Raw genomic sequence first — 25,233 nt, forward strand, 5'->3', positions numbered from 1 at the left:
ACATGCCCCGGAGGCTTCCATGAACGTGTTATCTCGCTTGAGCCTGTCCTCCTCTCTCCTATGCAGTATCGCTCTGGCCCCCGGGGCCTGGGCAGGAGAAACCATTGACTATTCCGTAGACGGCGAAGATTTCCAAGGCTACTTCGCCAGCGCTGGAGACCAAGCCAAAGGTAGCGTGCTGGTGATCCACGACTGGGACGGCCTTGATGACTACGAGCGCAAGCGTGCCGACATGCTGAGCGAGGCAGGATACGACGCCTTCGCTGTTGATCTTTATGGCACCGGTAATCGTCCGGTGGATACCGCAGCAAAGAAAGCCGAAACCGAGGCCTTGTATGAAGATCGTGAACGCATGCGCAAGCTGACCCTGGCAGGCCTGGCACAGGCCCGCCAGTCAGGGGCCGCCCAGAATACTGTGGTCATGGGCTATTGTTTCGGTGGTGCGGTGGTGCTGGAACTGGCCCGCTCAGGGCAAGCCGAAGATGTACATGGATACGCTTCCTTTCACGGAAGCCTGGCCACTCCGGAAGGCCAGAGTTATAGCGCCGATACCCCTCCGATCCTGATCGCCCATGGGGGAGCCGATACTTCCATTCGCATGGACCAGGTCGCAGCATTGTCCGAAGAGCTTGAAGCGGCTCAGGTTCCTTATGAGATTCAGGTCTACTCGGGCGCCCCTCACGCCTTCAGCGTATTCGGTAGCGACAGCTATCAGGAGCGTGCCGATCAGGCTTCCTGGGCAGCCTTTCAGGAGCTGCTGCAGCGCACTCTCGACACATAGCGCTAAACAAGAACCGGTTACGCTCATCCTCCACTGGTAATGGCAAGCGTATCCAGGACCAGACAAAGGCACCAAGAAACCCCAGACGGAAAAGGATATTTGGACGTGACACTCCGTCGTTTTCTGTAGAATGCCCCGCCTATACCGACCGCCTGCCGAGAAGATACTGGGACCAACATCCTTCAGTCCCTTGTCGACAGGCGGCGGTCATTGTTTGAACCTTGCGGGCAATCGCCCCTCATTGGAGCCTGAACATGCCTCAACCCGCCTCCTCAGCCCGCCCCGGTCTGTGGCGTCGCATTCCTCTCTGGCAGAAGATTCTTGCTGGCCTGATACTGGGCACCCTCGTCGGCAGCCTGATGGGAGAACAGGCCAGCGTCTTCAAGCCGCTTGGCGACATCTTCATCAGCGCCATCAAGATGCTGATTGTGCCGCTGGTATTCTCCACTCTGGTGGTGGGTATCGGTGCCATGCGCGATCCCCAGAAAATGGGGCGTATCGGTGCACGCACCATTGCGCTGTACCTGATCACCACTGCCTTCGCCATCGCCATTGGTCTGTTCGCTTCCTGGCTGTTCCAGCCCGGTGTCGGCCTTGAACTCAGCTTCGACAAAGCATCGGCAGATGCCCAGGAAGCTCCGAGCCTGATCGAGATTCTGGTAGGTCTTGTTCCCCAGAACCCTGTCGATGCTCTGGCTACCGGCAATATCCTGCAGATCATCGTGTTTGCCATCGGTCTGGGTATCTCCCTGACCCTGATCGGCGAAAAAGGTGAGCCTGTACTCAAAGTGTTCGAGAGCTTTGCCGATGCCATGGTCAAGCTGACCAGCCTGGTGATGGCCATAGCGCCCTTTGGTGTATTCGGCCTGATCGCCAATGTGGCCGGCAGCTATGGAGCCGAGGTGCTGCTACCGCTGGTCAAGGTCATTGGCGTCGTCTACCTGGCCTGCGTTGTGCACGTGCTGGTCGTCTATTCCGGGCTGCTGGCGTTGCTGGGCCGCCTCAATCCGATGCGCTACCTGAAAGGCATTCTTGATGCCCTGGTGGTGGCCTACTCCTCAGCATCTTCATCCGGCACATTGCCAGTGTCCTTGCGCTGCGCCACCAAGAACCTGGGCATTTCTGAAGGTGTGGCAGGCTTCGTGCTTCCGGTAGGCGCCACCATCAACATGGATGGTACCGCGATCTACCAAGGCGTCGTGGCAGTCTTCATCGCTCAGTTGATCGGCGTCGACCTGAGCTTGGCGGATTACGGCATGATCATCGTCACCGGTACCCTGGCATCCATCGGTACGGCGGGAGTACCCGGGGCAGGCTTGATCATGCTGTCCATCGTCATGGCCCAGATCGGCCTGCCCCTGGAAGCCTTGGCCGTGGTAGCGGGTATTGATCGCATCCTCGACATGGCTCGCACCAGCGTCAATGTCGCCGGAGACCTGATGGTGACGACACTGGTCGGCAAGAGTGAAGGTGAGCTGGACGAAGACGTCTATAACGCCACCAGCAAGTCCTGATCTCTCGTTCAATGCGCCGGCCAAGCCGGCGCATTGCGAGCACCAAGCTGCTACAGTGACAAGGCCACCCGACGTTGTTCGTCAGCGAGGCCCAAATGCACGTCACAGAACTCTCCGGCAGCCGCTTCGACATTGGCCACATCCATGCCCGCCTGCACCGCCAGGCGATCATCGATAGCATCGATGTCTACGACCGCATGTTCCACGACATGGTCGGATTGCATTGGCACGAAGCCCGCCTCGATGCCGAACGCTTCCTGCCCATGATCGAAAAACGCTTTCCTGAAATTCTCGAGGAAATGGCAGGGCTCGCCCAGGGCATCGGCGGCGAACTCCTGGATATCCTGACCCTGAACTGTCGCAGTGAGATTTCTCTGACCAAAGCCAGCGGCGGTTGTTCAGCCGTATCGATCCTGCAACGGGAAGCCCAGTGGCTAGCCCAGAACTGGGACTGGCGAGCAGACCAGGGCAGGCACCTGGTCGCCCTGCGCATTCGTGGAGACGATACTCCAGCCCTGATCAGTATTGGAGAGGCCGGCATGGTGGCCAAGATAGGGCTCAATGAGTGTGGTATTGGCGTGGCACTCAACGCGATTCGTTCCGCCACCTGTGGCGAAGGACTGCCTATCCACGTGGCATTGCGCAAGATTCTCGAAAGCCGCTCCTTCAGCGCTACCGAAGCCGTGGTCAATGCCGGTGTGTGTGCACCCGCTCACTTCCTGATTGCCGATGGTCAGGGGCATAGCCTGGGGTGTGAAGTACACTCAGGATCTCCAGGACGACTGGAACCACGCGATGGCATCGTGACACATACCAACCACCTGATCAGCGATGCTGCCACTCACTGGCTGGACGACTATCCCAAGCCGGACTCCTGGGCACGTCTGGAACGCCTGAACGAACTGGTCGAACAATTGCCTCGTGATCATGCTCTCGATCCCGAACGACTATTCGCCATGCTTGGCGACCACAGCGAGGGCCGTGAATCGTTATGCCGTCATTTTGATCCCAGCGAGCCAGAGACCGAACGCATGGAGACACTCTTCAGTGTGGTCATGAATCTCACCTCACGTGAACTGTGGCTACGCCTCGGCAGACCCTGTTCGACGCAACGATCAGTGCGCCTGACGCCCATACCGGTGTGAGTCCTTCTCTTCCGGCAACTCCCCCTTGAGATACTGCTCGGTCGTCAGCAGGAACAGGCGCCGGAACAGTTCATGAATCGCCTCTTCACGTCGCATGGTCAGAAGCTCCGGGTCAGTATCCGGGTCATCGGCGACATTCGGATACTCCCATGCCATGCGCATGGATCCTGAACTGACGTCAAAGATTTCAAGTGTAGGGTTGGCACCGTGCAGTGCGGTCTTGATGCGATAGGACATGACAGCCTCCTGATAGTCAGACCATGATTCCGATCATCAATGTTCAGATCACCAATGTGGGTCCCCATAGAGAAATTCAATGATAATCATTGTCATTTGCAATATGGTCGTATCCAGGTGTACTGTCAAGTTCTCTCTCAGCGGCGGTCACAACAGCGTTTAAGACATTATCGCCAGACATGGCTCTCCGGGCTCGATAGGTTGTCATATGAGTGATATATGCCATATTATGAGAATGCTTATCAAAAGCATTAATCTTTACAATTTGTAGATTGGCAATCACGCAGGTTCTGATCATGTGCGCTTCTCCCTCTCTTCCGGGCATTACCGGACTCTCACACCACCATGACCCGGCATGCCCCAAAGACAGCGAGAGCAGGGAGGTATCCAGTACCGACCTGCTGGGAGAAAGCAACGTCTTGATCATCACCCATAACGGGCAACGCTATCAGTTGCGACGTACACGCCAGAACAAGCTGATTCTGACGCGCTAGGGAAGCGCCGCATGCAGCGGTGCTTCCCCGGACGATACCTTCATATTCTTATCCACAGCCAGCCAGGGCCATTGCCTCAGCCAGCCGACATCTTGCGGAAGACATGACGATGAACAAGATCGTGCACAGTGGCAGCTGGCTGGCTGTGGCACTTTTCACCCCTGCACTTTTCGCCCCTGACCTGCAGGCTGAAGATACAGGCACTGCCAATAACAAGGCCATCAGTAGTAATACTGCCGATCGCAATACTGCCCCTCTCAGTGCAACGGGCACTCATTCTGCCAAGAGCAGCAACAGCACAACGGCCAGACAGGAAGAGGCGGACACGGACACTGTTATCGTGACCGGTACGCGCTTGCCGGGCAACATTCACCGCACGCCGATGATCATCGATATCATCACCCGGGATGACCCGGTACTCGCGACAGCCTCAAGCTGGGAAGATGTGCTCTCCCAGCAACCTGGAGTTCATGTCAGTGGCAGTGGACGCCGCAATGGCCAGACTCTAAGCATGCGTGGCTTTGACAACGAAGGCGTGCTGATTCGCATGGATGGCATCCGTCAGGACATCGATACCGGCCATCTTGGTAATGCCTTCCTTGACCCTGCTTTGATCAAGGAGGTCCAGATTGCTCGAGGCGCCTTGTCGAGTCTTTATGGTGGTAATGCCATGGGCGGCGTCGTCAGCCTGACGACAGTAGATGCCGATGATCTGCTGGCACCTGGGGAAAGCAGTGGTGCTCGTCTATCCGTTTCCGGGGACACAGGAGCTCACGAGACCGGCGCTCAACTCACCCTGTTCGGACGCAGTGATGCAGGAACAGGCAACCTGGATGGCCTGCTCGCCCTGGGCTACCGTGATTCTGGTGATATCCGGCGTGCCGGCGGTGACGATGCCAGCAACGATGCCCAACTCGCTAGTCTCTTGGCCAAGGGCGGTTGGCAACTCGATAATGCCCAGCGCCTGGAAGCCAGTTGGCAACACTACGCTGAAGACAGCCGCCAGCCTTCGAATCCACAACTGATGGACGTGTCGTCAAGCAGCCCTGAAGTCGACCGCAAGGTCACCAGCGATAACGTCCAGCTTGCCCACCTGTGGACACCATCCAGTGATACCCAGCTGGAAACCCGGCTTAGCTTGAGCCGTCAAGATATCGACGACGAGGCCTCACGAACACTGACCCGTTATGGCCTGCAAAGCGACGGCTACCAACGCTTCCAGCATGGTTGGCTAAATCAGACTCTGGTATTCGGTGCCGAACTGGAACATGCCAGACAGGACCCCGGCGGCGGCGCTACCGGGTTCCCGGATTCCACCATCGACACAGCAGCGCTCTATCTCGACGATACCCTGACGGTAGGTCGCTATCTCGAAGCAGGAGGGGTCGGTGAATTCGACCTTGGCCTGGGACTACGCTACGACAACTATCGTGCCTCCGACGACGAGGATCGCGACAGTGATCAAGACCACGTATCGCCCAAGATACGCCTATCCTGGCGTCCCAATGATGCATGGGTTGTCTATTCCGGTTATGCAGAAGCCTTTCGTGCTCCAACCCTGAATGAGCTCTACGCGACTGACCGCCATTTCAGTGGATTCTGCGCAGGGTCTGCCTTTTGTGTTCCCGACAACTACTGGATCCCCAACCCCGATCTGGACCCGGAAACCAGTCACACCTGGGAAAGCGGCTTCTCCTGGCAACAAGGCGACTTTTCCCTGCGCGGCAGCTATTTCGATACTCGCGCCGATGACTTCATCGACACCTCTGTCGATCTATTCGCAGGTACGACCCAGGCAGTGAACGTCAGCCGTGCCCACCTGTGGGGTTACGACCTGCGCCTGGGTTACCAGCCCCAGGATTTGCCCGCGCTGAATACCTTTGCTGCGCTCTCGGAGGTCTCAGGCAAGGATCGAGACAGCGGCGAAGGACTCGAGAATCAGACGCCCCTCGAAGCCACCTTGGGAGCCGACTGGCACTTTACCCGCAGTGACCTGACAGTCGGTTGGCGCGGACGCTTTGCCCAGGACTTCGATGGCAACAATGACACGCCTCACCTGCCGGGTTACGGCCTCAATGACCTGCAACTGGCCTGGCAGCCTACAACGGCCCTGTCCACCTCCCTGCGCCTGGCCAACGTGGCCGACCAGGAATGGTACCGCCCGGACGGCAGCCTCGGCGAAGGCCGCAGTCTGCTCGCCAATATCAGCTATCAGTGGTAGGAGGCTTCCATGAGCGACGACAAACGCAACGCTATCCTCGAGGCACTGTATGCCATACGCGACACAGCGCCCTACACACCGGCCATCAGCATCGCCGGGCGTCTGGATATCAGTGAAGGCGAACTCCAGGCAGCCCGTCTTGGCCAGGACGTGATCACGCTCCCTCATTCGCCTCAGGACATCGCCGCCCGACTGCATGCCCTGGGCCAGGTCAAGGCACTGACACGCTCAACCCTCGCGGTACTCGAGCAGAAGGGTGAATACCCCTCCCTGAGCGGAGGCGGTCAAGCTGGGCTGCTATTGGATCCCGGCGGCCTCGACCTGCGCCTGATATTTGCTCATTGGCACTGGTGCTGCCTGATTCGTGATTCACTTCCCGATGGCGAGCGCCTGAGCCTGCAGGTGTTCGACCAGCATGGTCGTGCCGTGCACAAGGCCTTCCGCCTGGAAGGCGACTCAACCTCGGCGTGGCAAGCCTTATGGCAGGAAGGCAACCATCATCCACCTTGCTTCACCGGGGAGCAGCTGCCACAGTCCACCTCTTCCCCGACCAGTCCTCCGCAGGGGCTTGCAGAAGAGTGGGCAGGACTCACTGACGTGCACCAGTTCTTCGGCCTGCTACGCCGTCACAAGCTCAGCCGTCGCGATGCCAATGCACTCATGGAAGGGCACTTCACGCGCGCACTGACCAAGCACAGTATCGAACATCTGTTGGAACGAGCGGCGGCAACAGCTCAGTCACTGATGCTGTTTGTGGCCAGTCCTGGTTGTGTACAGATTCGCACCGGGTGCATTCCTGTTCCTGAACGCAAACGTGGCTGGCTCAACCTGTTTGCCGAAGATGCCACCCTGCACCTTGATGATGCCAACATTGCGCAGACATGGGCCGTGTTCAAACCAAACCGTGATGGTGGCGCCACCAGCCTTGAAGCTTTTGATGCCAATGGTGAGCTGGTCTTGCAGATTTTCAGTGAACGCCGTGAAGGCAGTCCTGAGTCCACTGCCTGGCGCAACCTGCTGGACACCCTCAGTCACCGTGAATCGGCGGCATGAGGCCATGACAGTGCTCACGTCAAAGCATGCCCTTGGCCATCTGTACCAGTGTGCGAGCGATGCTGTGCTTGGTTACCGCTCGCTCCGTTATCGCTCCCTTCGTTATCTGGTCCTGGCAGGATACCTGGTGCTGAGTGGAGGACTGAGCAGCGGGGCTGCGGCAGCACTCGAGCCAGCTCGTGTAGAGGAAGGCACTACGCCCACAACACTGGTTCTCGGGGGTGATGTGGCCGAAATCGTCGCACGCCTGGGAGAGGCGGATACCGTCATCGGCCGAGATGACACCGTCACCTTCCCGCCTGCTCTGGCCAGGCTGCCTTCGATCGGTTATCTACGTCGACTCTCCGGGGAAAGCGTACTGAGCCTGCATCCACAACGCGTCATCGCCAGCGCTTCTGCCGGCCCTAGTGAAGTGTTGGCGCAAATCGAAGCCAGTGGCGTGGAGCTGATTACTCTCCAGTCACAGCCTCGTCTCGCCGAACTGGATGCCAAGGTGCAAGAGATCGCTCAGGCGCTGGACCGCGAAGCCGAAGGAGATGCCCTGGTTGCCGAACTCGATGCCGATCAGGAGCAGCTCAGAAGCCTGTCTCCCCTGACGGGGCTGCGCATCATGTTCATGCTCCACCACAGTGGCATGACACCCATGGTAGGCGGCCAGGATACTATCGCCCAGGACATCATCGATGCTCTGGGTGCCACCAATGCCTTCGCTACTCTTCAGGGCTACAAGAGCGTCTCGGCAGAAGGATTGATCAGTGCGGCTCCGGATGTAGTCATCCTGTCGCATGACGGTCTCGATGCATTGGGTGGAAATGAAGCACTATGGCAGCTACCGGGACTGGCCATGACACCTGCAGGCCAGTCACACCACTTCGTGGCGGTGGATGAAGTGGCGCTGATGGGAATGGGACCACGGACACCCCGGGCCCTGATCAAGCTGCATCATGCCCTGAGTCCCCTTGCCAGGAACGTATCTACCGAAAATATGCAGGCTGCACCATGAATCATGTAGCCCGGCCTTGCTCCAGCACACTTCCCAGCCCTTGGCGTCCTGGCCTTCTGGCAGGCCTGGTCATTGCCCTGATGGCTGCCTTGCTGTGGTCTGCCTGTACTGGAGCCCTGGGACTGTCCTGGGACATGCTCAGTGGAAATGCCAACGCCACCACCTGGCAGATCTGGTGGCAACTGCGTGTTCCTCGCCTGTTGCTGGGACTGGGAATCGGCATACTCCTGGCGGGAAGTGGTGCCGCCATGCAAGGCCTGTTCCGCAACCCTCTGGCTGATCCGACCCTGCTCGGTATGGCGAGTGGTGCAGGGCTTGCCGTCGCGATATGGATCGTGATGCTGGATGGCGCGACAGGCAGTCTTGGTCTTTATGGCCAGTTTGTCGCGGGGTTCCTTGGCGCTTTTGGGGTAGGTCTTGTCATTTTTGCCATTGGTGCCCGGGCCCCTGGCGGCAACGCCCTGTTGACCCTGTTGCTGGCGGGGCTTGCCATCAATACGCTCGCAGGTGCCGGCGGTGGCGTGCTGGCCTTTATGGCCAACGACCAGCAGCTCCGACAGCTCAGTCTGTGGGGGATGGGTAGTCTGGCCAATGCGCTTTGGCCCTCAGTCATCGGCCTGTGGTGCTGCGCTCTCATCGCATTATGGGGGCTGATGCGTAGCCGTAACGACCTCGATCTGCTGCAACTGGGAGACTTCACTGCCCATGGCGCAGGTCTCGATACAGCACGCCTGCGTCGCCGGGTCGTCCTGGCAACCGCATTGGGTGTGGGAGCCAGCGTTGCCCTGGCCGGCATCATAGGTTTCATCGGCCTGTTGGTGCCACACGCCTTGCGCCTGTGGATCGGACCAGGTCATCAGCGCCTGCTGCCAGCAGCCATGCTGGGTGGAGCTTTGCTCTTGATCATTGCCGATGGCCTGGCTCGCACTCTGGCCAGTCCGGCAGAAATTCCTGTAGGGCTGTTGACCAGTCTGCTTGGCGGCCCCTATTTCCTTTGGCTCGTATTACGGGAACGGCCTGCATGCTGACCTTGAAAGAAGCGGGTCTTAAGGGGCCGCCGTATCTGGCCCCATTCAATGCGCACATCGACACTGGCGAGTTGCTGGTCATCATTGGTCCCAATGGTGCCGGCAAGAGCACCCTGCTTGGGTTGCTATCCGGATTCCACTGCCCCGACCAAGGCAGTGTCCACCTCGATGGCCGATGCCTGAGCCATTGGCCGGCAAAGGCTCTCGCAGCTCGGCGCGCAGTGGTCGCCCAGAAAGATCGTCCCATCTTCGCCTGGCGCGTGGAGGAACTGGTCACCCTCGGGGCCCAGGGGCAGGTATCACAGCCCTGGTTGCACGAACTTGACCTGACGTCCCTGGCCGAACGTAGCGTGCTGACACTGTCCGGAGGAGAACTGCAGCGCGTCATGATCGCCCGAGCCCTGGCACAACTCGATGGCCCGGTGCTCGGGACGCGTTATCTGCTGCTCGATGAGCCCACCAGCGCCCTGGATATCGGCCAGCAACAAAGCCTGATGCGACTGCTGCGAAGGCTGACCCGTCAGTACGATCTGAGCGTGATCTGCGTGCTTCATGATCTCAACCTGGCAAGCAGTTTCGCCGACCGGATCTGGCTCTTGAACGACGGGCAGCGCATTGCTGCCGGAAGACCGGACGAAGTACTCCGCGCCCAGCAACTAGCCCACATCTATCGAGCAGAACTGGAAGACATTCCCCACCCGAGCGATCGTGGCCATTGGCTAGCGCTAAAACGCTGAACCCCAGCCGTCACCCCGCCAGAGCTTCTTCCACCAGAGCGCGAGCGTCTCCGTCCATGGGCAAGGCCAACGCCAGCTCATGGGCCTTGGGAGACATCTTGGCCCAGGTTTTCTGCACGATGCGGATCAAGTGATCATGATCAACCTGGTGGGAAAAGTCGGCAAAGTAGTTTTCCAGAAACACCAGGCAAGCACAGTCTTCCACTGCCTGAGTGCCGGGATCACGTCCTAGCCCTTGCTTGCGAATCATGCGCGCGGTCTCTTCTGCATCCTGTGTGCTGTAGCCCGCTTCCAGCAAAGCTTCGGAAGCCAGTTCGGCAGCCCTTTTACCTTGGTCGCGCCGCCAGGTCAGATAACCGATGCGCCCCTCCGGGTATTGATTGCGGGGCACCTCCCAACGCTTGAGGTGCTGAGCCCGCACCGCCAGGATCAGACACTCGCCAGGCGCCTCCACCAACTGCTCGAGCCAGGCATTCATGCGCTCGGCGTGCCACAACTCCAGCGGTAGAGACTGGCCATTTACCTCTACTCTGCGCGGGTCTTCAGCATGCATGGTGTCCAGCGCACTCAGCGCTTTGTTGTATGGGGTCGTCATGTCGCCTCCGGATCTGGAAAACGCTGAATAGGGCAGCCAAGGCTGTCACGGTTGTTGCCTATGGTACTTCCATACGACCAGTAATTTCATACGGCCAGTACTTTCATATGACCAATACTTTCATCTAGCTAACACTTTCACACGATGCGTATTTTTATGGCCTGGGCCGTCACACAGTGAAGGAATCGACATGGCAAAAGGGCCGATGCAAAGCATCGGCCCTTTCTGGAGTCTTTCCGCGCAGCAGGATCAGAAGGTGTAGATGACACTTCCGGTAATGCTATCGATATTGCCGAGGTCATCGGTATCGATGCGCTCGACCTCAAGGCGGCCTGTCACGTCGAACAACTGCATGCGCGCACCCAGCCCGTATACCGGATCGGTACCGGAATAGTCATGGTCGAGATTATGCCCACGGCGCTCACCTTCCCAGTCAGCGAAACCTGCTTTGCCGTACACTCCTAGCGGCCCGAAGCTGAGGCCTGCAATCCCCATGGCTTGCCAACTCTCTATTTCCAGGGTGGCGCGAGTATCATCGACCTTGCCGTTGAGTTCACCACTATTGAGGTATGACAATTCCGCGCCAATATCGAGGAAGGGCAGCCAACCGAAGTTGTAGCCTGCAAACACCTTGCCGAGGCCTGTTTCGTCATCAAAATCATCATCGCCCTGCATCTGTCCAGCACCGGCACCAATATAAAAACCACTATTGCCACCAGCGATACAACTGGACGACATAAACAGGCCAAAGCCCAGGCCCATGGCCAATAGCGCTGCCAGACGCACCTTCAATGACATGACACAGCTCCATATGATATTCATCGCCTGGCATGCACCCCTCAATCGCCAAGCATCAGTAGTTCAGTTTATCTCGAAATCGGCGCTTGTGCAGGTTCTATATCAACAGTTCAGCAAAAAGTTCCCCGTCATGCTGTCATAGGCAATCCCCTATTCGTAGCAAGCATCGTGACTGGCGGGCAGCGCCATGGCTGCAGGAAATACCATGGATTGCAGTAAGCACCATGGTGGTACGAGTCTGCATGGACGCGGGCTTAGCATCCCGGCAACACTTTTGTTATGTTATAGCCTTTCTGTCAGACCTTCCCTGTTTCGGAGTTCTTCTCATGTCCCACCGTCACCGCCCAGAAGGGCCGTGCCACTTTTCGCTGATGTCCTTATCGGTGGGGCGTCGGCTGATATATGCACTGATTCCCCTGATACCTCTGTGGCTGGCGGTCTCCTGGTCTGCGGGGTGGTGGCACTGATGTCACGCTTGCAACTCAAGGACCTCCAGTTGGCCCGCGGTGGGCGCACAGTACTCGAACATATCGACGGGACCTTCCAGGATGCTGCCATCACCGCCCTGATCGGGGCCAACGGTGCCGGCAAGAGCACCTTGATACAGGCCATCATGGGCACGCTTTCTCCTGTATCAGGTTCCGTGGAATGCCAGGTACCTGCGGTACGTCGTGCCTGGTTGCCCCAGCAGCTCGCTCTCGACCTGAGCTTTCCGATGAGTGTCGAGGAGTTGATCATGACCGGCACCTGGCCAAGCCATGGTGCCTTCAAGGGGTACTGTGGTGCGCACTATCGCCGTGGCCGCGAAATCATGACTCGCCTGGGCATTTCACACCTGGCGCATCGCCCTCTGGGAGAACTGTCCGGAGGACAACGTCAGCGTGCTCTGATCGGGCGTACCTTGATGCAGGAAGCGGAGCTGCTATTGCTTGATGAGCCATTCGCCAACGTCGATACCGACACCGTGGACGTATTGATGGAAGTACTGCGCGACATGGCCAGACAGGGCGCCACCATTCTGATCGTCCTGCACGATATGGTGCACCTCAGCAAGCTGGCCGACGATGTGCTGATCCTGGCAGAAGGCCATGGCCGCTGGGCCACGCCAGATGCACTGCTCGACCGCTATACCATTGGCCAGCTATCGCGACCTCCGCGGCTTCCTCTGAGCTTCCCAGGAACCAACTGAATGCTAGAAACTCTCTACGCCTGGTTTATCGCTCCCTTCGACTATGCCTTCATGAATCGTGCCCTGGTGGCCAGCCTGGCATTGTCGCTGGCAGCACCTCCCCTGGGCGTCTTTCTTGTGCTCCGCGGCATGAGCCTCATCGGTGATGCCATGTCCCATGCCATCTTGCCTGGCGTGGCGCTGGGCTTTCTGCTGGCGGGTTTCTCTCTACCAGCCATGAGCCTGGGTGGCATGCTGTCCGGCATCCTGGTGGCGCTGCTCGCCGGTAGCGTTTCGCAGATGACAGGGCACCGGGAAGACGCCTCCATGGCCAGCTTCTTTCTCATCTCATTGGCGGGTGGTGTCATGCTGGTTTCGCTTGCCGGCAGCAGTGTCGACCTGACCCACGTGCTGTTCGGCTCGATACTGGCAGTGGACAGTACCGCGCTGCTGTTGATCGCGTTGATCAGCAGCCTGATCATCATCATCCTGGCCGTAATTTTCCGGGCCTTGGTGGTGGAGTGCCTGGACCCCTTGTTCCTGCGTGGGCAAGGGGTGCGTGGCGGGCTGGTCCACAGCATTTTCCTCGGCCTGGTGGTCTTGAACCTGACCGCCGGGTTTCAGACTCTGGGCACCTTGATGGCCGTAGGCCTGATGATGCTGCCTGCCACTACCGCTCGCTTCTGGAGTACCCGCCTGGAAGGGCTGATCATGATCTCGGTGCTGGTTGCCCTGGTATCCAGCAGTGGAGGCCTCCTGCTGTCCTACCACCTGAGCCTGCCATCCGGCCCCGCCATCATTCTGCTGGCCGGTGTGGCCTATCTTTTCTCGGCGATATTTGGCCGCCACTACAGTCTGTCTGCTCGCCGGCGCCGCCGGGCTACGCCGCTTGGCGCCGACATGAACGAATGACATCACCCGCACCATCGCCTCAACAGGAGCCACTCATCATGCCATTGCCATCTGCATTGCCCTGTACCAAGTCTCGACTCATCGCCGTAGCCCTCGTCACTCTTGGGTTTACCTCACTGGCGCAGGCCCAGCCGATTCAGGTGGTGACCAGCTTCAGCATTCTGGCCGATATGGCTCGCAATGTCGGTGGAGAGCACGTGGAGGTGACCTCCCTGGTGGGGCCGGATAGTGACTCGCACGTCTACATGCCCAGCCCCAGCGATGCGCGCGCCCTGGCCGAAGCGGACCTGGTCGTGTTCAACGGCCTGCAGTTCGAAGGCTGGATGAATCGCCTGCTGGATTCCAGCGGCTATCAAGGCGAACTGGTGACAGCAAGCGAAGGTACCAAACCTCTGCCTTACAGCGGCCTTTCCATGGAACATGCCGCAGATCACGCAGATCACGCAGATCACGCAGATCATCAGGAGCATGGAGGACATGCCGGGCACGATGAAGAAGAACACCACAGCAGCCACGAAGAGCATGCTGAGGAGCACGCCGAGTCCGAGGCACATGCAGGCCATGAGCATGGCAAGTTCGATCCACATGCCTGGCTGGATCTAAGTGCAGGAGCCATCTACGCTGCCAATATCCGCGATGGCCTGATTGCCGTCGATCCCGAGCATGAGCAGGACTATCGTGCCCAGGCTGATGCCTATATCAAGGAAATCAAGGCGACGGACGCTCATATCCACGAGCTGCTCGACGCCGTACCGCATGATACCTATGTCATCGTTGACCACGATGCCTTTGGGCACTTCCAGCGAGCCTATGGCATCGGCTTCCTGTCGCCGGTAGGACTCTCCACCGATGCAGAGCCCTCTGCCGCCGATCTGGTCAAGCTGATCGAAATCATCAAGCAGCGCAATATCCCGGCGCTGTTCCAGGAAAACATGGTGGGTCCGGCCCTGATGCAGCAACTGTCAGAAGAGACTGGCCTGCCTATTGCGGGCACTCTCTACACCGGCGCCTTGTCCGAAAGTGGGCCCACTTCCCACTATCTAGGCATGATGCTGCACAACGCTGAAGTGCTGCATGCCGGTCTGGCTGATGCCCAGCATCAGGAAGAGGGCCACCAGGAAGAAACCCACAAGCACTGATACACACCAGGCAGAAGCACCACTAACGACCTCTCTGTATCGTCACCATACTGTTAGCCCGCTATAGTATTCGCCGCATTAACATGACGGAATGACATATGCGTGACGATACCGTGAAGATTTCGCGCTGGGAGCACTGGCGCGAACTGAATCGCCAGTTATGGCGACTGGGCCTGGCCGGCGTTGTGACACTGACCGTCATGCGCGGGCTATTGCTATGGCTGAATGCGCCTGACCCACTGAATGCCCCCCTGGCCGAAGTCTTGCAAGCCTTTTGGATTGGCATACGCTTCGATGCCAAGCTCATGGCCACCCTGCTGGGGCCATGGTTACTGATTGCCACTGTGCTACTGGTCTTCCCGCGCCCTGCCATCGCCGCCTGGCGTCGAGGCTGGTTGCCATGGGCAGTCCTGATCATGCTGCTGGTCAATCTGCTGGCCCTGATCAACCATTTCTTTTTCAGTTTTTATCAGGGGCCAATCAATTCCCTGATCTTCGGTCTATTCGAAGACGACACTCAAGCCGTACTGGCAACAGTGTGGAATGACTATCCTCTTGTCCCGCTGGTCGTTGCACTGATCCTCATGACCGGCATCCAGATCACCCTGATGCAGCGCGGCCACCACCGGACCAGACGAACGCTGAGCACACCAGCCTCGGCAATACTGGTCATCGCTGCCGTGGTAGCCCTCGCTGGATTGGGACGTGGCAGTTTCGGCACCTTCCCTCTGCGTGAAATGCACATGTCTGTGTCCTCAAACGCCTTCGTCAACGACCTGGTACCCAGTGGTCCTCAGGCACTTTACCTGGCCCTGAAGGAGCGTCAGGTATCCACCATCAGCGACGATCCTGGTGAAGGGCTTGAACATTATGGCTATGCCTCTGCACAGGAAGCGGCCCATGCCTTGGGCTGGAGCGATGTCACCAGCGACAGTGAGCTGGCCTCGCGGATGATCGAAACGACGATACCCAATCCTGCCGCCGCACAGCATCCACCTCATGTTGTCCTCAGCCTGATGGAAAGCTGGGGACGCCACCCGATGGATTTCGACGACCCACAGCAAAACGACCTGCTGGGTCGGCTGCGCCCCTGGCTGGAGGAAAAGGCAGATTACTTCCCGCATGCGCTCTCCGCGGAGAATGGCACACATCCCAGCCTGGAAGGCATTTTGCTGGATACACCTATCAGCCCCCTGACCCAGAGCCGTTACGGTTATCGCACCTACTCGACCTCTGTCGCCTTGCCTTATCGACAGGCGGGCTACCACACGGTATTCCTGACTTCGGGACCGGCCCAGTGGCGCAACCTTGAAGATGCCCTGAAGCGCCAGGGCTTCGATGAGGTACTGGGCGAAAGTGCCATCCGCGAGCGCTTCCCGAAAGCGACAGGCGGCACCTGGGGGCTCGATGACGAGTGGATGTTCCGCTATGCCAACCAGCTATTGAAGGAAGCAGATGCTCGAGGCGAGAAGGTGATGCTGACCATGCTTTCGATCACCAATCACCCCCCCTACCATATTCCGGACAGCTATCAGCCTGGCCCGCTGGATGTTTCCCTGCTGGGTGATGAGTTGGCCGTCTCGCCGGACATGGGCACCTCCATCCTGCAGACATACCAATATGCCAACGATGCCATGGGGGGCTTCCTCGACCAGCTTGAGCAGGATGGCCTGCTCGACCATACGCTGTTCGCTGCAACGGGTGACCATAATTCACGCTCGATCATCCGGTATCCGGACACCCACAACCTATTCGATCAATTCGGCGTACCGATCCTGATGTGGATTCCCGAACCATACCGTAACGGTGGCCAGCCTCAGCGCGAACAATGGACCAGTCATCGGGATATCTTCCCGACACTCTGGGCCCATTCACTATCTCAGGCCCAAGTGCCCTGGGGAGGCAGGGACCTGTATCAGCCTTCACCGCTGCCCATGGCACTATCCTTCAACAAGGAGGATGGAGGAATAGGCATGCTGGTGAGTACCGATGGCGCCGTCACCAACCTGGCTGACCCGACTTACTATCACTGGACCGACGAAGGCACTCTCGCTGCGACACAGTCCCCCTCCGAGACCCTGCAGCAGCAAGCGCAACAGGCCCGCGCGCACCTGGCCCTCGAAGACTGGCGAATTCGCCGCGAAGCACTGAACCTCGATACCCAGAGGCAGGATGCCCACAAAATAGCGGCTGTGCATTGACTCCCGAGACGGCCAGGTAACCTGCAACGTCATCGTCCTGTTACAAATAGCCCTGTCACGACAAGGGGGAGACATCCGTCTCCCCTTTTTCGGCTGTTGCGGCAGCTGTGCGGATATGCGGGGCACTCCTCTCAGCAGGCGCCATGCAAAATTGGGTTTGCCAGATGCACGGACCTGGACCAGTCTGAACAAAGGCAACCTTCATTGCCCTTGATGAGGCAGTTCACCATGTCCAATATCAGCGATACCCTGGGCCGGCAGATTACCCTCAAGGAGCTGGTCCACGCCCTATCTCATGGCTTTTCGCCCATTGTCGAAGTCGAGTCCATGGATGGTATCTGTACCGTGCGCTTTCACCATGCCAATGGCGTGTCTGAACTTTGCGATGAACATGGCGAGACGCGCACCTTTCTCGGTACAGGAGAAGTCCGCGAAGTCCTTGGCGAAACAAGACTGACCCATGGCGTACTGACCTGGGCCGACCAGTGTGGTGATGAAATGATCGGCGTGCCAGGCCATCCCATGACACCGGATGAAATGCTGGCCAGTGGTACGCGCATTTCCTTCCGATGAGGAAGTCGGGATATTGGCGCTTGGCTCACTACCGCCAACCGGCTACCTTTGTACAGCATCCATCTCAGCAAGGATTGCGCCAATGGTGCCTGCGCCTTTTCCCTTCGTTCGCGTCCTGCCCTGGCTACTGACGATGTTGGTCATGGCCGGCTGCTCTTCTCCTCAGCTCTCGACTCAGGATGGCTCCCAGGGCTTGTCCATGGAACGCGCGCTGGTACTGACGGAAGCCAGGAGCGCGATAGGCACGCCGTATCGCTACGGCGGCAACGATGAACGCGGCATGGACTGCTCCGGCCTGGTCCAGATGGCTTACTCCAGGGCTGGCATCTCGGTGCCACGTACCTCCCAGTCTCAATATGACAATCTTCCCCCCATCGACTCTGCCCGGCCGGGAGACCTGCTGTTCTTCTCCACAGGCAAGGGTTCCGGAGTCAGCCACGTGGGCATCTACATGGGCGATGACACCATGGTACATGCTCCAGGTAGCGGACGTAGGGTGACCACCACCTCCCTTGCCCTGGATTACTGGCGCGAACATTTCGTCGGTGCTGCTGCTCCCGCACCATAAGGGCTCACACATCAATGCATCTCGCAGCGGGTTCCACGCTGGCTTTACAGCATGGCGCGGAACAAGGATAGTGAAAGCCTTCGACAGGGGCGCCGTGGGATCGTCGGACGGCTGAGACGTACCCTTTGAACCTGAACCGGATCATACCGGCGGAGGGAGTCGACATGGCATGATGCCGTGTCTCCACATGCCTCCGCCTGGAGGCAATGATGTCATTCCGCTCTTCCATGCCATCCAACACCATGCCACCCAGCTTGGCTACCACAACACTCTCACCGGACGTTCTCGGTGTTCATCTGCAGGAACTCCGCCAAACCCCACCGCTGGTTCATAATCTGACCAACTTTGTCGCCATGAACAGCATGGCCAATATTCTGCTGGCGCTGGGTGCATCGCCTGCCATGGTTCATGCTCCAGAGGAAGTCTCGGAATTTGCGGCTCTGGCCGATGCCGTGACCATCAATATCGGCACGCTCTCGGCGAGTTGGGTCAAGTCGATGCTCATGGCAGCACGTAGTGCCCGGCAACATGGCAAGCCTTGGGTATTCGACCCCGTCGGGGTTGGTGCCACCCGATATCGCCGCGATGTCGCAGCGCAACTACTTGCCCTGAAGCCGACCGTCATTCGAGGCAATGCCTCGGAAATCATGGCGCTTGCACACCAGGCCGATAGTGGTCGCGGCGTTGACACTACTGCCGGTACTGATGAGGCTCTCCAGGCGGCCATTGCCTTGGCCAACGCCACATCGGCCGTGGTCGCCGTCACCGGGGAGGTCGATCTGGTGACCGATGGCAAGCGGCTGGCTCGTATTCCCGGGGGACATGAACTGATGCCACGGGTGACCACGCTAGGCTGCAGCCTGACAGGAGTGATCGCCGCCTTCATTTCCAGAGGCAGCGACACCTTCGAAGCCACCATCGCTGCATTGGCCTGCTATGCAGAAGCCGGGCGCCAGGCAGGCCTTGCAGCCAACGGCCCCGGCAGCTTTTCCAGCGCCTTCCTCGATGCCCTGTACAACCTCAACGAAAGCACCTTCTCTCATCTCGCCCCCGTGGAGATCGATCATGTCTGCTGAACGCCGCTTCCGCCCCGAACAGCTCGCCATCTATCTGGTGACTGACCCAGCCTTGTGTGCAACTCAGGGACTGGAAGAAACCGTGATGGCTGCCGTGCGTGGAGGCGTCACCTTGGTACAGCTGCGTGACAAGCATGCCAGTGACGCCGAGCTGATCGCTATCGCCCGGCGGCTCAAGACATTGCTGGACGGGTCAGGTGTCCCCCTGGTGATCAATGATCGTGTCGAGGTTGCCCTGGCGGCAGAAGTGGATGGTGTGCATCTGGGCCAGGGAGATGGGGATGTCGGCGAAGCCCGCCGACTGCTGGGGGAGCAGGCCATCATTGGCCTGTCGGTGCAGAACCATACCCAGCTGGACAAGCTGGATCGCGCCGCATTGGACTACCTTGGGCTGGGCCCAGTATTTGCTACTTCTACCAAGAGCGACCACGCCACCCCACTAGGCTTATCCGGGCTGGCAAGACTGGTGAGTGCCAGTCCCCTGCCCAATGTGGCCATTGGCGGTCTCAAGGCTGAACATGCCGCTCAGGTACGCGCCAGCGGCGCCGATGGCATGGCCGTTGTCTCCGCCATCTGCGGGCAACCCGACCCTCAGGCCGCGACTCAAGTGCTGGTGAAGGAGTGGGCCGTAAGCCATAGCCACGAGTATCGAGTCACGAGCCGTCCAGTCCCCCTGGATCACAGACAAAAGCCTGGGTTCGGGGGTTACTTAAAGCTTACAGCTTATAACTCAAAGCTATAATTCACAGCTTACAGCCGGTCTCAGACCGTAGGTCGTCTCTTCAGCGAAGTGCGCCCTTCCTGATAGGCGATCAGCAGGCCACTGCCGATGATCAGGGTACCGCCGAGCAGAACCCAGATATCCGGCACTTCACCCCAGATGCCCCATCCCAGCAGCACCGCCCATAACATGGCGGTGTAATCGAAAGGAGCGGCAATGGCCGCAGGAGCATGGCGAAAGGCCAGAGTGATAAAGACGGTGGCGCCCACTCCCAAGGTGCCTGAAAGCAGAAAGCCGGGCCAATGCCACGCCATTGGCGTCTGCCATACAAAGGGCAGCATGAAGCTGGAAAGCACAAAGGGCACCAGGGCCATGTAGAAGACCATGGCCCAGAGATGCTCTCGCGTCCCGTAGCGGCGCGATGTGATCATCATCAATGCGTAGAACAGGGCGGCTCCCAAGGCGAACAGGGCTCCAAGAGATACCCCCGAAAAACCTGGCCTCACGACGACCAGCACCCCCACAAAGCCAATCAGAGAAGCCAGTATCACCGAAGGCTGGACCTTTTCATTCAGCAAAGGGACCGACAGCAGACTGACAAACAACGGTGCTGCGAAAGCGATGGCCGTCGCTTCCGCCAGTGGCAGCATCGTCAGCCCTGTCACGAAGCAGGCCATCGCCCCTGCATAGATCAAACCACGCAACAGATGCACCTTGGGGCGCCTGGTGCGGAGCCTGCCCAGCCCTCCGGAGAAATACGCCAACAGTGCGATCAGCGGCAAGGAAATCAGGGTGCGAAAGAAGATGATCTGGATCGTTGAATAACTCGCCCCCAGCCATTTGGACACGGCGTCCCCCAATGCCAGACACAACACCCCAAGACACATGTAGGCAATGCCCTTGAGCGATGGTGACACAGCTTTTCCTCCTGGAAACAGACGTCATGCTTGATATGGACGTTGTGGAAATAGACAACAACGCCGATGCACTAGGCATCGGCGTTGGAGAACACTAGACAATGCACCGCCCTGAACGCATGAACATGCAACAGAGCGGTGCTGGGCGGTTACAAGCTGGCTTGCACCACCATGCAGTCCATGCCCTGCTGCTGCAGACTCTGACAAGCGCTGCGCGCCTGACTTTCCTGCAGATCCACGACCCGGGCGCGATAGACACCGGTACTGTCGGCTCGTGCCACAGATACCCGGGCATTTGCCATCTGGGACGAGATCTTTTCCGCTGCTTCACTAGCTTGCACACGGGCATGATCCGCATTGCTGAAGGCGCCGACCTGCACACCCCAGTCCCCCTCGCCCTGAGACGGTACTGAGGGTTGGGGTTGCGAAGCTGCCGGAGCCGTCGATGCTACCGCAACACTACGGCCGGCAGTGGGGGTCGAGTAAGTTGAAGCAGGTGGGGAAGTGGACGCCACACTCGGGCGATCAATCAGCTGACGCAAAGGGTCTGCTGATGCTGCGCTGCTCCCTGAACTCCCGCCCATGCTCGATGTGGAAGAGCCCGACGAGGGAGCATAGCGCGCCGATGAGCTATAGGTCGACGAAGAGCCGGATGCAGACGCATAAGAGGCGCTAGACGAATAGCTTGGCGTCGTTGCGGCATAACTGGATGTAGATGGCGTCGGCTGAATCACACTCTCGACACGGGATGGCTGCACCGCAGTACTTGTGGGAGCTTGTCTCGTCGCGGAAGCGCTGTATGTGGTAGTTGCTGGCGCTGTAGACGAGACACTGGCGACCTGGATCTGACGCGAAGGTCGTGTGGCTGGCTGGAAGCCGCTTGAAGGGTCCATCAACTCGCCACCGGAGAAATCGGTATCAGCAAGGAAACCACGGCCATTGAGCAAGGAGGCACGCATGAAGCCACGATCCAGCACGCTCATCATCTGCTCATCACGGGATGCAGCGGTATATCCGCCCATGACCACCGCCACCATGCGCTTACCGTTGTGCACGGATGATGTCGCCACATTAAAGCCCGAGGCACGGATGAAACCGGTCTTGAGGCCATCAGTACCCGGATAGTTCTTGAGCAGACGGTTATGCCCGGTGTGTCGAGTGCCCTTCCAGGTGAATTCCGTCAGCGCAAAATAGTGGTAGTACTGCGGAAAATCACGAATCAGGTGCATGGACAGGATGGCCATGTCTCGCGCCGTCGTCCTCTGACCATCATCCGGCAGTCCAGAGGCATTGCGGAACGTGGTGTTTCGCATGCCCAGTTCCTGGGCCTTGCGGGTCATCATGCTGGCAAACTGGGATTCTGTCCCCCCCAGGGATTCCCCCACCACCACCGCGACGTCGTTGGCCGAACGCACCACCATGGCTTCAATGGCTTTCTCTACCGGAATGCTCTGGCCTGCCTTCAGCCACAACTTGGTGGCAGGCATGGAAGCCGCATGAGACGACACTGCCAAGGGCGTTGTCATGGTCTTGGAGCCACTTTCCAAGGCCTCGAACAACATATAAAGCGTCATCATCTTTGTCAGAGAAGCAGGATAGCGAGGCTCATCTGCATTCTCGGCATACAGAATTTCATTGGTTTCGGCATCGACCACGATGCCGGCATATCGCGGATTGGCCCACGCTGTGCCTGACGCCAGGCCCAGGATCAGGCTGGCAACCAGCACTAGCATCAGCGAGGTGGCCGAGCGCCACCCGGTACTCCTTGCGGACACCATTGTCATTCCCCAGAATTTCCAGCTTGCTCTGAGAGCATTATGACCCACTTGGCCGATCTGTACAGGCCAAAGCGAGGGAAATCCTCGGAATTATCGCCTTTTAACCGCAAAAAAGTACCACAAATGACAGGTGAGAGACTTTCTCAGTTTGTCAATCGGGTGACACCTAACCACACCAGGCGCAGAGCCAGCACCGTCAGTACCCAGCGGAAAGCAAGATCGAAGCGCTGCTCAGACAGGCGCGACAGCAAGCGCAGGCCCAGCCAGGTACCCACTACCCCAGACAGGACCATCAACACCATCAACCCCAGCCAGTCACGGAAGACAAAACCTGCCACACCGAAGACAAAGGCCTTGCTCAGGTGCTGCAGTGTCATGCAGGCAGCAAAAGTGGCCACCGTGGACTGCCGTCCACCCCCACGTTGCTTGATGAATGAGGCCACCATGGGCCCCGAGGCCCCCACCATGCTGGAAAGCAGTGTCGTCACGGCACCGGCAATCAGTGTGCCGAGATGACCCAGCGCGCGCTGAGGTAGCCCAGGCCCCCAGATGGTAAACAGGACAAATCCCGCAATGGCCAGCTCCAGTACCCCTGCCGGCAAGCGAATCAGCAACCAGCTGGCCACCAGGGCTCCGATGATCGCCCCGGGGACAAAACTTGCCAGGGCTTTCCACTCCACATGGCGCAGCGTCATGGCCAGGCGCCCACCGTTGGAGCCCAGCTGCACCATGCCATGCACCGGAATCAATGCCGATGCCGGCATCACCTGAGCCATGGTCATGATCAACAGGGTGCCTCCGCCAACTCCCATGGAAGCGCTGATCATGGATGTCAGAGAGGAAAGCAGAATCAGCAGAATACTGATGCTTGCAGGTAGAGGAGATAGCAGGCTAGGCCAATCCATGGGCTGGGCTTCCGAATGACGATGTTCCGAATGGCTAGTTCTGAAGATTGTATTCCGAACAGCTCAGTCGCCCAGCATACCTTTCTGGCGGCTATTTCTCGATTTTGCAGCTTATTTCCTGGTTTTCAGGGCGGCCCGGGATGCCTGCTCACGCTCGGCGTATAGCCTGAGCTCATCGATAACCGGTGTGCCGAGAGCCGCTTCAAAAGCCTCACGATTGGCATTGCCCTGGCCGACGGAGCCTTCCTCACCGCCCAGATTCGACTGGAAGATGCCCGCCGCGGAGACCGGTAGAAAGTCTTCGTAGGTGATCGGCTCGGCAATCACCTTGCCAGTATCGATCAGGTCCTCCAGGCCACCCTCGGCACCTTCATGCCCTGGGGCATAACGGTATTCGAAATAAGCCAATCCTTCACGGCGCAGGATGGTGTCGTCATCCGGGAAGGCCTCGAAGACCTCGGACAACTGCGCCTGATGAGCCTCATTGTCCGCACCAGTGGCCGCCTGACGCGCCTCATTGAGCAGTTGATCATAGAGCTGGCGGCCACGCGCGGTCAGCGCTACGCCACGCTGCTCGATCTCGCCGAAACGTGCGGTGTGCTTGCCGATGTCATCGCCACGGAAATGGGTCAGTTCCTCCAGCGCCTTGAAGCTGGTCTGGCGCAGCAGGATCGGGCACTGGCGACGCGGCGGCCCTTCGATCACCGCCTTGGGCGACATGCCGGCAGCGGGCATCCGGCGCTGAACCTCATCAATGTCCAGAGTACGCGGCGTCAGGTGATTGATATGCGGACCACGGAAACACACTACATCAGCAATCAGACGGTGGGCGGCATGCAGGTCGTCATAGGTCGTGCGATCCACCGTGGCATGCTGGTGCCAACGGAAGGTCTCCAGTGCCTCGGCGACAAACCGGTCCGCCTGGTCGCTGGTCAATCCACCCTCGTTCTCGAAAGCGGCGATCAGCTCCCGCACCCCCAGCGTAAAGATATCGCGCTGCGCGAGAATATCGGCAGCACGCTGGCGCAGCGCCGAATCCTCGATCAACTCCAGCCGCAGCAGCGAAGTGAACAGGCGGAAGGGATTACGCGCCAGGGCCGCGTCAGACACCGGACGAAAGGCGGTGGAATGCACCGGGACTCCCGCCTCGGAGAGGTCATAGTAGCCCACCGGATACATGCCCATCACCGCAAACAGGCGTCGCAACGTCGCCAGCTCCTCCGCTGTTCCCACGCGGATGGCGCCATGGCGTTCGACACCGAGGCGCTCCAGTTCACCACGGGCCTCAAGGCTGGCCTTGAATTCGGGCCATGCTTCCAGCGTCTCGCGATTGACGGTCTCGACCAGTTCCAGCAAGGCGCCGTACTGCGGCACTTCTGTCTGATACATGGCCGACATAGCACGCGAAAAGCGGTCACGAATCTCATCGGAGGAAACGAAAGAGGACGACATGGTGGCTCTACCTGATATGTAAGAACACATGGTGATGGCTGGAAAGGAGTCATGGCTGACAGGACGCCATACCTCCGATTTACCGCCCATGAAAACAGAGCCGACAATAGGGGACAAACGAAAAAAAGCACGCTTTGCATTCCATTCCGGAATGTGAGGTGAGAATATCGAGTCAGCATCTCATGTAAGGCGTCAAGGTAAAAAACGGCTGAATGGC

The 25,233-nt window shown here is 58.8% G+C and carries 26 protein-coding genes and 1 riboswitch; of the genes, 18 read left to right on the top strand and 8 right to left on the bottom strand.

The genetic code is table 11. The features are described 5' to 3' along the window. The first annotated feature begins 19 nt into the window (after window positions 1-19). The 3 genes from Q1K07_RS15830 (at window position 20) to Q1K07_RS15840 (ending at window position 3,440) form a co-directional block, all read left to right on the top strand. The gene (locus Q1K07_RS15830) at window positions 20-781 is read left to right on the top strand and encodes a dienelactone hydrolase family protein (RefSeq protein ID WP_300312941.1); all 762 of its coding nucleotides are present in this window, start codon (window positions 20-22) and stop codon (window positions 779-781) included. A gap of 254 nt (window positions 782-1,035) precedes the next feature. After that, window positions 1,036-2,295, top strand: coding sequence for a dicarboxylate/amino acid:cation symporter (locus tag Q1K07_RS15835; RefSeq protein ID WP_300312943.1), 1,260 nt, complete (start codon window positions 1,036-1,038; stop codon window positions 2,293-2,295). A gap of 95 nt (window positions 2,296-2,390) precedes the next feature. Further along, the gene (locus Q1K07_RS15840; RefSeq protein ID WP_300312945.1) at window positions 2,391-3,440 is read left to right on the top strand and encodes a C45 family peptidase; all 1,050 of its coding nucleotides are present in this window, start codon (window positions 2,391-2,393) and stop codon (window positions 3,438-3,440) included. Here Q1K07_RS15840 and Q1K07_RS15845 read toward each other — a convergent pair. Both Q1K07_RS15845 and Q1K07_RS15850 read right to left on the bottom strand, forming a co-directional pair. Next, window positions 3,411-3,677 carry a hypothetical protein gene (locus Q1K07_RS15845; protein WP_300312948.1) on the bottom strand — a complete coding sequence of 89 codons (267 nt, stop codon included), beginning with the start codon at window positions 3,675-3,677 and terminating at the stop codon, window positions 3,411-3,413. The two genes, Q1K07_RS15840 and Q1K07_RS15845, sit on opposite strands and share 30 nt — an antisense overlap. Window positions 3,678-3,753: 76 nt before the next feature. Continuing rightward, on the bottom strand, window positions 3,754-3,975 hold the full coding sequence (locus tag Q1K07_RS15850) for a hypothetical protein (protein ID WP_300312951.1): 222 nt from the start codon (window positions 3,973-3,975) through the stop codon (window positions 3,754-3,756). On the opposite strand from Q1K07_RS15850, the gene Q1K07_RS15855 reads away from it, so the two are divergent. From Q1K07_RS15855 to Q1K07_RS15880, 6 genes are all read left to right on the top strand, one after another. Next, window positions 3,974-4,171, top strand: coding sequence for a hemin uptake protein HemP (locus Q1K07_RS15855; protein ID WP_300312954.1), 198 nt, complete (start codon window positions 3,974-3,976; stop codon window positions 4,169-4,171). The two genes, Q1K07_RS15850 and Q1K07_RS15855, sit on opposite strands and share 2 nt — an antisense overlap. A gap of 109 nt (window positions 4,172-4,280) precedes the next feature. Then, the gene (locus Q1K07_RS15860) at window positions 4,281-6,392 is read left to right on the top strand and encodes a TonB-dependent hemoglobin/transferrin/lactoferrin family receptor (RefSeq protein ID WP_300312955.1); all 2,112 of its coding nucleotides are present in this window, start codon (window positions 4,281-4,283) and stop codon (window positions 6,390-6,392) included. Between the two features lie 9 nt (window positions 6,393-6,401). Further along, entirely contained in the window at window positions 6,402-7,445 is a 1,044-nt protein-coding gene (locus Q1K07_RS15865; RefSeq protein ID WP_300312958.1) for a ChuX/HutX family heme-like substrate-binding protein, read from the top strand. Between the two features lie 4 nt (window positions 7,446-7,449). Beyond that, the gene (locus Q1K07_RS15870; protein WP_300312960.1) at window positions 7,450-8,448 is read left to right on the top strand and encodes an ABC transporter substrate-binding protein; all 999 of its coding nucleotides are present in this window, start codon (window positions 7,450-7,452) and stop codon (window positions 8,446-8,448) included. After that, window positions 8,445-9,476 carry an iron ABC transporter permease gene (locus Q1K07_RS15875; RefSeq protein ID WP_300312962.1) on the top strand — a complete coding sequence of 344 codons (1,032 nt, stop codon included), beginning with the start codon at window positions 8,445-8,447 and terminating at the stop codon, window positions 9,474-9,476. Before Q1K07_RS15870 ends, Q1K07_RS15875 begins: the two co-directional genes overlap by 4 nt. Further along, window positions 9,470-10,213 carry an ATP-binding cassette domain-containing protein gene (locus Q1K07_RS15880; RefSeq protein ID WP_300312965.1) on the top strand — a complete coding sequence of 248 codons (744 nt, stop codon included), beginning with the start codon at window positions 9,470-9,472 and terminating at the stop codon, window positions 10,211-10,213. The genes Q1K07_RS15875 and Q1K07_RS15880 overlap by 7 nt, the downstream gene beginning before the upstream one ends. Before the next feature lie 10 nt (window positions 10,214-10,223). On the opposite strand, the gene Q1K07_RS15885 is transcribed toward Q1K07_RS15880, so the two are convergent. Continuing rightward, complete coding sequence (locus Q1K07_RS15885; RefSeq protein ID WP_300312968.1) at window positions 10,224-10,808, bottom strand: DUF4202 domain-containing protein; 585 nt, start codon at window positions 10,806-10,808, stop codon at window positions 10,224-10,226. Window positions 10,809-11,057: 249 nt separating this feature from the next. Next, a complete protein-coding gene (locus tag Q1K07_RS15890) occupies window positions 11,058-11,606 on the bottom strand; it encodes an outer membrane beta-barrel protein (RefSeq protein ID WP_300312970.1) in 549 nt (182 codons plus the stop codon). A 326-nt stretch (window positions 11,607-11,932) separates the two neighbouring features. Between Q1K07_RS15890 and Q1K07_RS15895 the strand changes: the two genes are divergently transcribed. The 9 genes from Q1K07_RS15895 to thiE all read left to right on the top strand — a co-directional run bounded on the left by Q1K07_RS15895 (window position 11,933) and on the right by thiE (window position 19,985). Further along, window positions 11,933-12,073 carry a hypothetical protein gene (locus Q1K07_RS15895; RefSeq protein WP_300312973.1) on the top strand — a complete coding sequence of 47 codons (141 nt, stop codon included), beginning with the start codon at window positions 11,933-11,935 and terminating at the stop codon, window positions 12,071-12,073. Next, complete coding sequence (locus tag Q1K07_RS15900) at window positions 12,073-12,795, top strand: metal ABC transporter ATP-binding protein (protein WP_300312976.1); 723 nt, start codon at window positions 12,073-12,075, stop codon at window positions 12,793-12,795. The genes Q1K07_RS15895 and Q1K07_RS15900 overlap by 1 nt, the downstream gene beginning before the upstream one ends. Then, window positions 12,796-13,686, top strand: a complete 891-nt coding sequence (locus Q1K07_RS15905; protein WP_300312978.1) for a metal ABC transporter permease — start codon at window positions 12,796-12,798, stop codon at window positions 13,684-13,686. A gap of 38 nt (window positions 13,687-13,724) precedes the next feature. Next, window positions 13,725-14,825 (top strand): zinc ABC transporter substrate-binding protein, encoded by a 1,101-nt coding sequence (locus tag Q1K07_RS15910; protein WP_300312981.1) that lies wholly within the window; start codon window positions 13,725-13,727, stop codon window positions 14,823-14,825. A 98-nt stretch (window positions 14,826-14,923) separates the two neighbouring features. Further along, entirely contained in the window at window positions 14,924-17,026 is a 2,103-nt protein-coding gene (locus Q1K07_RS15915; protein ID WP_300312984.1) for a sulfatase-like hydrolase/transferase, read from the top strand. Window positions 17,027-17,254: 228 nt separating this feature from the next. Beyond that, the gene (locus Q1K07_RS15920; protein ID WP_300312986.1) at window positions 17,255-17,599 is read left to right on the top strand and encodes a hypothetical protein; all 345 of its coding nucleotides are present in this window, start codon (window positions 17,255-17,257) and stop codon (window positions 17,597-17,599) included. A gap of 82 nt (window positions 17,600-17,681) precedes the next feature. Continuing rightward, window positions 17,682-18,167: a C40 family peptidase gene (locus Q1K07_RS15925; protein ID WP_300312988.1), complete on the top strand. Its 486-nt coding sequence runs from the start codon at window positions 17,682-17,684 to the stop codon at window positions 18,165-18,167. Between the two features lie 75 nt (window positions 18,168-18,242). Further along, window positions 18,243-18,342: riboswitch (TPP riboswitch) on the top strand. A 34-nt stretch (window positions 18,343-18,376) separates the two neighbouring features. Then, on the top strand, window positions 18,377-19,243 hold the full coding sequence (thiM, locus tag Q1K07_RS15930; protein ID WP_300312991.1) for a hydroxyethylthiazole kinase: 867 nt from the start codon (window positions 18,377-18,379) through the stop codon (window positions 19,241-19,243). After that, window positions 19,233-19,985 carry a thiamine phosphate synthase gene (gene thiE, locus Q1K07_RS15935; protein ID WP_366945085.1) on the top strand — a complete coding sequence of 251 codons (753 nt, stop codon included), beginning with the start codon at window positions 19,233-19,235 and terminating at the stop codon, window positions 19,983-19,985. The genes thiM and thiE overlap by 11 nt, the downstream gene beginning before the upstream one ends. Before the next feature lie 20 nt (window positions 19,986-20,005). Here the strand turns inward: thiE and Q1K07_RS15940 are convergent, their stop codons facing one another. From Q1K07_RS15940 to Q1K07_RS15955, 4 genes are all read right to left on the bottom strand, one after another. Continuing rightward, complete coding sequence (locus Q1K07_RS15940; RefSeq protein ID WP_300312993.1) at window positions 20,006-20,881, bottom strand: DMT family transporter; 876 nt, start codon at window positions 20,879-20,881, stop codon at window positions 20,006-20,008. Between the two features lie 149 nt (window positions 20,882-21,030). Further along, window positions 21,031-22,665, bottom strand: coding sequence for a serine hydrolase (locus tag Q1K07_RS15945; RefSeq protein ID WP_366945086.1), 1,635 nt, complete (start codon window positions 22,663-22,665; stop codon window positions 21,031-21,033). A gap of 137 nt (window positions 22,666-22,802) precedes the next feature. Beyond that, window positions 22,803-23,564 (bottom strand): sulfite exporter TauE/SafE family protein, encoded by a 762-nt coding sequence (locus tag Q1K07_RS15950; RefSeq protein WP_300312996.1) that lies wholly within the window; start codon window positions 23,562-23,564, stop codon window positions 22,803-22,805. A 111-nt stretch (window positions 23,565-23,675) separates the two neighbouring features. Then, window positions 23,676-25,016: a VOC family protein gene (locus Q1K07_RS15955; RefSeq protein WP_300312999.1), complete on the bottom strand. Its 1,341-nt coding sequence runs from the start codon at window positions 25,014-25,016 to the stop codon at window positions 23,676-23,678. Window positions 25,017-25,233: the final 217 nt, after the last annotated feature.

The sequence above is a fragment of the Halomonas sp. genome (genome assembly GCF_029263665.1).
In the GTDB taxonomy this organism is placed as follows: domain Bacteria; phylum Pseudomonadota; class Gammaproteobacteria; order Pseudomonadales; family Halomonadaceae; genus Halomonas.

Excerpts from the sequence above, each read along its gene's own strand:
- Q1K07_RS15830 (WP_300312941.1), top strand. The coding sequence starts at position 20 with ATGAACGTGTTATCTCGCTTGAGCCTGTCCTCCTCTCTCCTATGCAGT.
- Q1K07_RS15835 (WP_300312943.1), top strand. The coding sequence starts at position 1,036 with ATGCCTCAACCCGCCTCCTCAGCCCGCCCCGGTCTGTGGCGTCGCATT.
- Q1K07_RS15840 (WP_300312945.1), top strand. The coding sequence starts at position 2,391 with ATGCACGTCACAGAACTCTCCGGCAGCCGCTTCGACATTGGCCACATC.
- Q1K07_RS15845 (WP_300312948.1), bottom strand. The coding sequence starts at position 3,677 with ATGTCCTATCGCATCAAGACCGCACTGCACGGTGCCAACCCTACACTT.
- Q1K07_RS15855 (WP_300312954.1), top strand. The coding sequence starts at position 3,974 with ATGTGCGCTTCTCCCTCTCTTCCGGGCATTACCGGACTCTCACACCAC.
- Q1K07_RS15850 (WP_300312951.1), bottom strand. The coding sequence starts at position 3,975 with ATGATCAGAACCTGCGTGATTGCCAATCTACAAATTGTAAAGATTAAT.
- Q1K07_RS15860 (WP_300312955.1), top strand. The coding sequence starts at position 4,281 with ATGAACAAGATCGTGCACAGTGGCAGCTGGCTGGCTGTGGCACTTTTC.
- Q1K07_RS15865 (WP_300312958.1), top strand. The coding sequence starts at position 6,402 with ATGAGCGACGACAAACGCAACGCTATCCTCGAGGCACTGTATGCCATA.
- Q1K07_RS15870 (WP_300312960.1), top strand. The coding sequence starts at position 7,450 with ATGACAGTGCTCACGTCAAAGCATGCCCTTGGCCATCTGTACCAGTGT.
- Q1K07_RS15875 (WP_300312962.1), top strand. The coding sequence starts at position 8,445 with ATGAATCATGTAGCCCGGCCTTGCTCCAGCACACTTCCCAGCCCTTGG.
- Q1K07_RS15880 (WP_300312965.1), top strand. The coding sequence starts at position 9,470 with ATGCTGACCTTGAAAGAAGCGGGTCTTAAGGGGCCGCCGTATCTGGCC.
- Q1K07_RS15885 (WP_300312968.1), bottom strand. The coding sequence starts at position 10,808 with ATGACGACCCCATACAACAAAGCGCTGAGTGCGCTGGACACCATGCAT.
- Q1K07_RS15890 (WP_300312970.1), bottom strand. The coding sequence starts at position 11,606 with ATGTCATTGAAGGTGCGTCTGGCAGCGCTATTGGCCATGGGCCTGGGC.
- Q1K07_RS15895 (WP_300312973.1), top strand. The coding sequence starts at position 11,933 with ATGTCCCACCGTCACCGCCCAGAAGGGCCGTGCCACTTTTCGCTGATG.
- Q1K07_RS15900 (WP_300312976.1), top strand. The coding sequence starts at position 12,073 with ATGTCACGCTTGCAACTCAAGGACCTCCAGTTGGCCCGCGGTGGGCGC.
- Q1K07_RS15905 (WP_300312978.1), top strand. The coding sequence starts at position 12,796 with ATGCTAGAAACTCTCTACGCCTGGTTTATCGCTCCCTTCGACTATGCC.
- Q1K07_RS15910 (WP_300312981.1), top strand. The coding sequence starts at position 13,725 with ATGCCATTGCCATCTGCATTGCCCTGTACCAAGTCTCGACTCATCGCC.
- Q1K07_RS15915 (WP_300312984.1), top strand. The coding sequence starts at position 14,924 with ATGCGTGACGATACCGTGAAGATTTCGCGCTGGGAGCACTGGCGCGAA.
- Q1K07_RS15920 (WP_300312986.1), top strand. The coding sequence starts at position 17,255 with ATGTCCAATATCAGCGATACCCTGGGCCGGCAGATTACCCTCAAGGAG.
- Q1K07_RS15925 (WP_300312988.1), top strand. The coding sequence starts at position 17,682 with ATGGTGCCTGCGCCTTTTCCCTTCGTTCGCGTCCTGCCCTGGCTACTG.
- thiM (WP_300312991.1), top strand. The coding sequence starts at position 18,377 with ATGTCATTCCGCTCTTCCATGCCATCCAACACCATGCCACCCAGCTTG.
- thiE (WP_366945085.1), top strand. The coding sequence starts at position 19,233 with ATGTCTGCTGAACGCCGCTTCCGCCCCGAACAGCTCGCCATCTATCTG.
- Q1K07_RS15945 (WP_366945086.1), bottom strand. The coding sequence starts at position 22,665 with ATGACAATGGTGTCCGCAAGGAGTACCGGGTGGCGCTCGGCCACCTCG.
- Q1K07_RS15950 (WP_300312996.1), bottom strand. The coding sequence starts at position 23,564 with ATGGATTGGCCTAGCCTGCTATCTCCTCTACCTGCAAGCATCAGTATT.
- Q1K07_RS15955 (WP_300312999.1), bottom strand. The coding sequence starts at position 25,016 with ATGTCGTCCTCTTTCGTTTCCTCCGATGAGATTCGTGACCGCTTTTCG.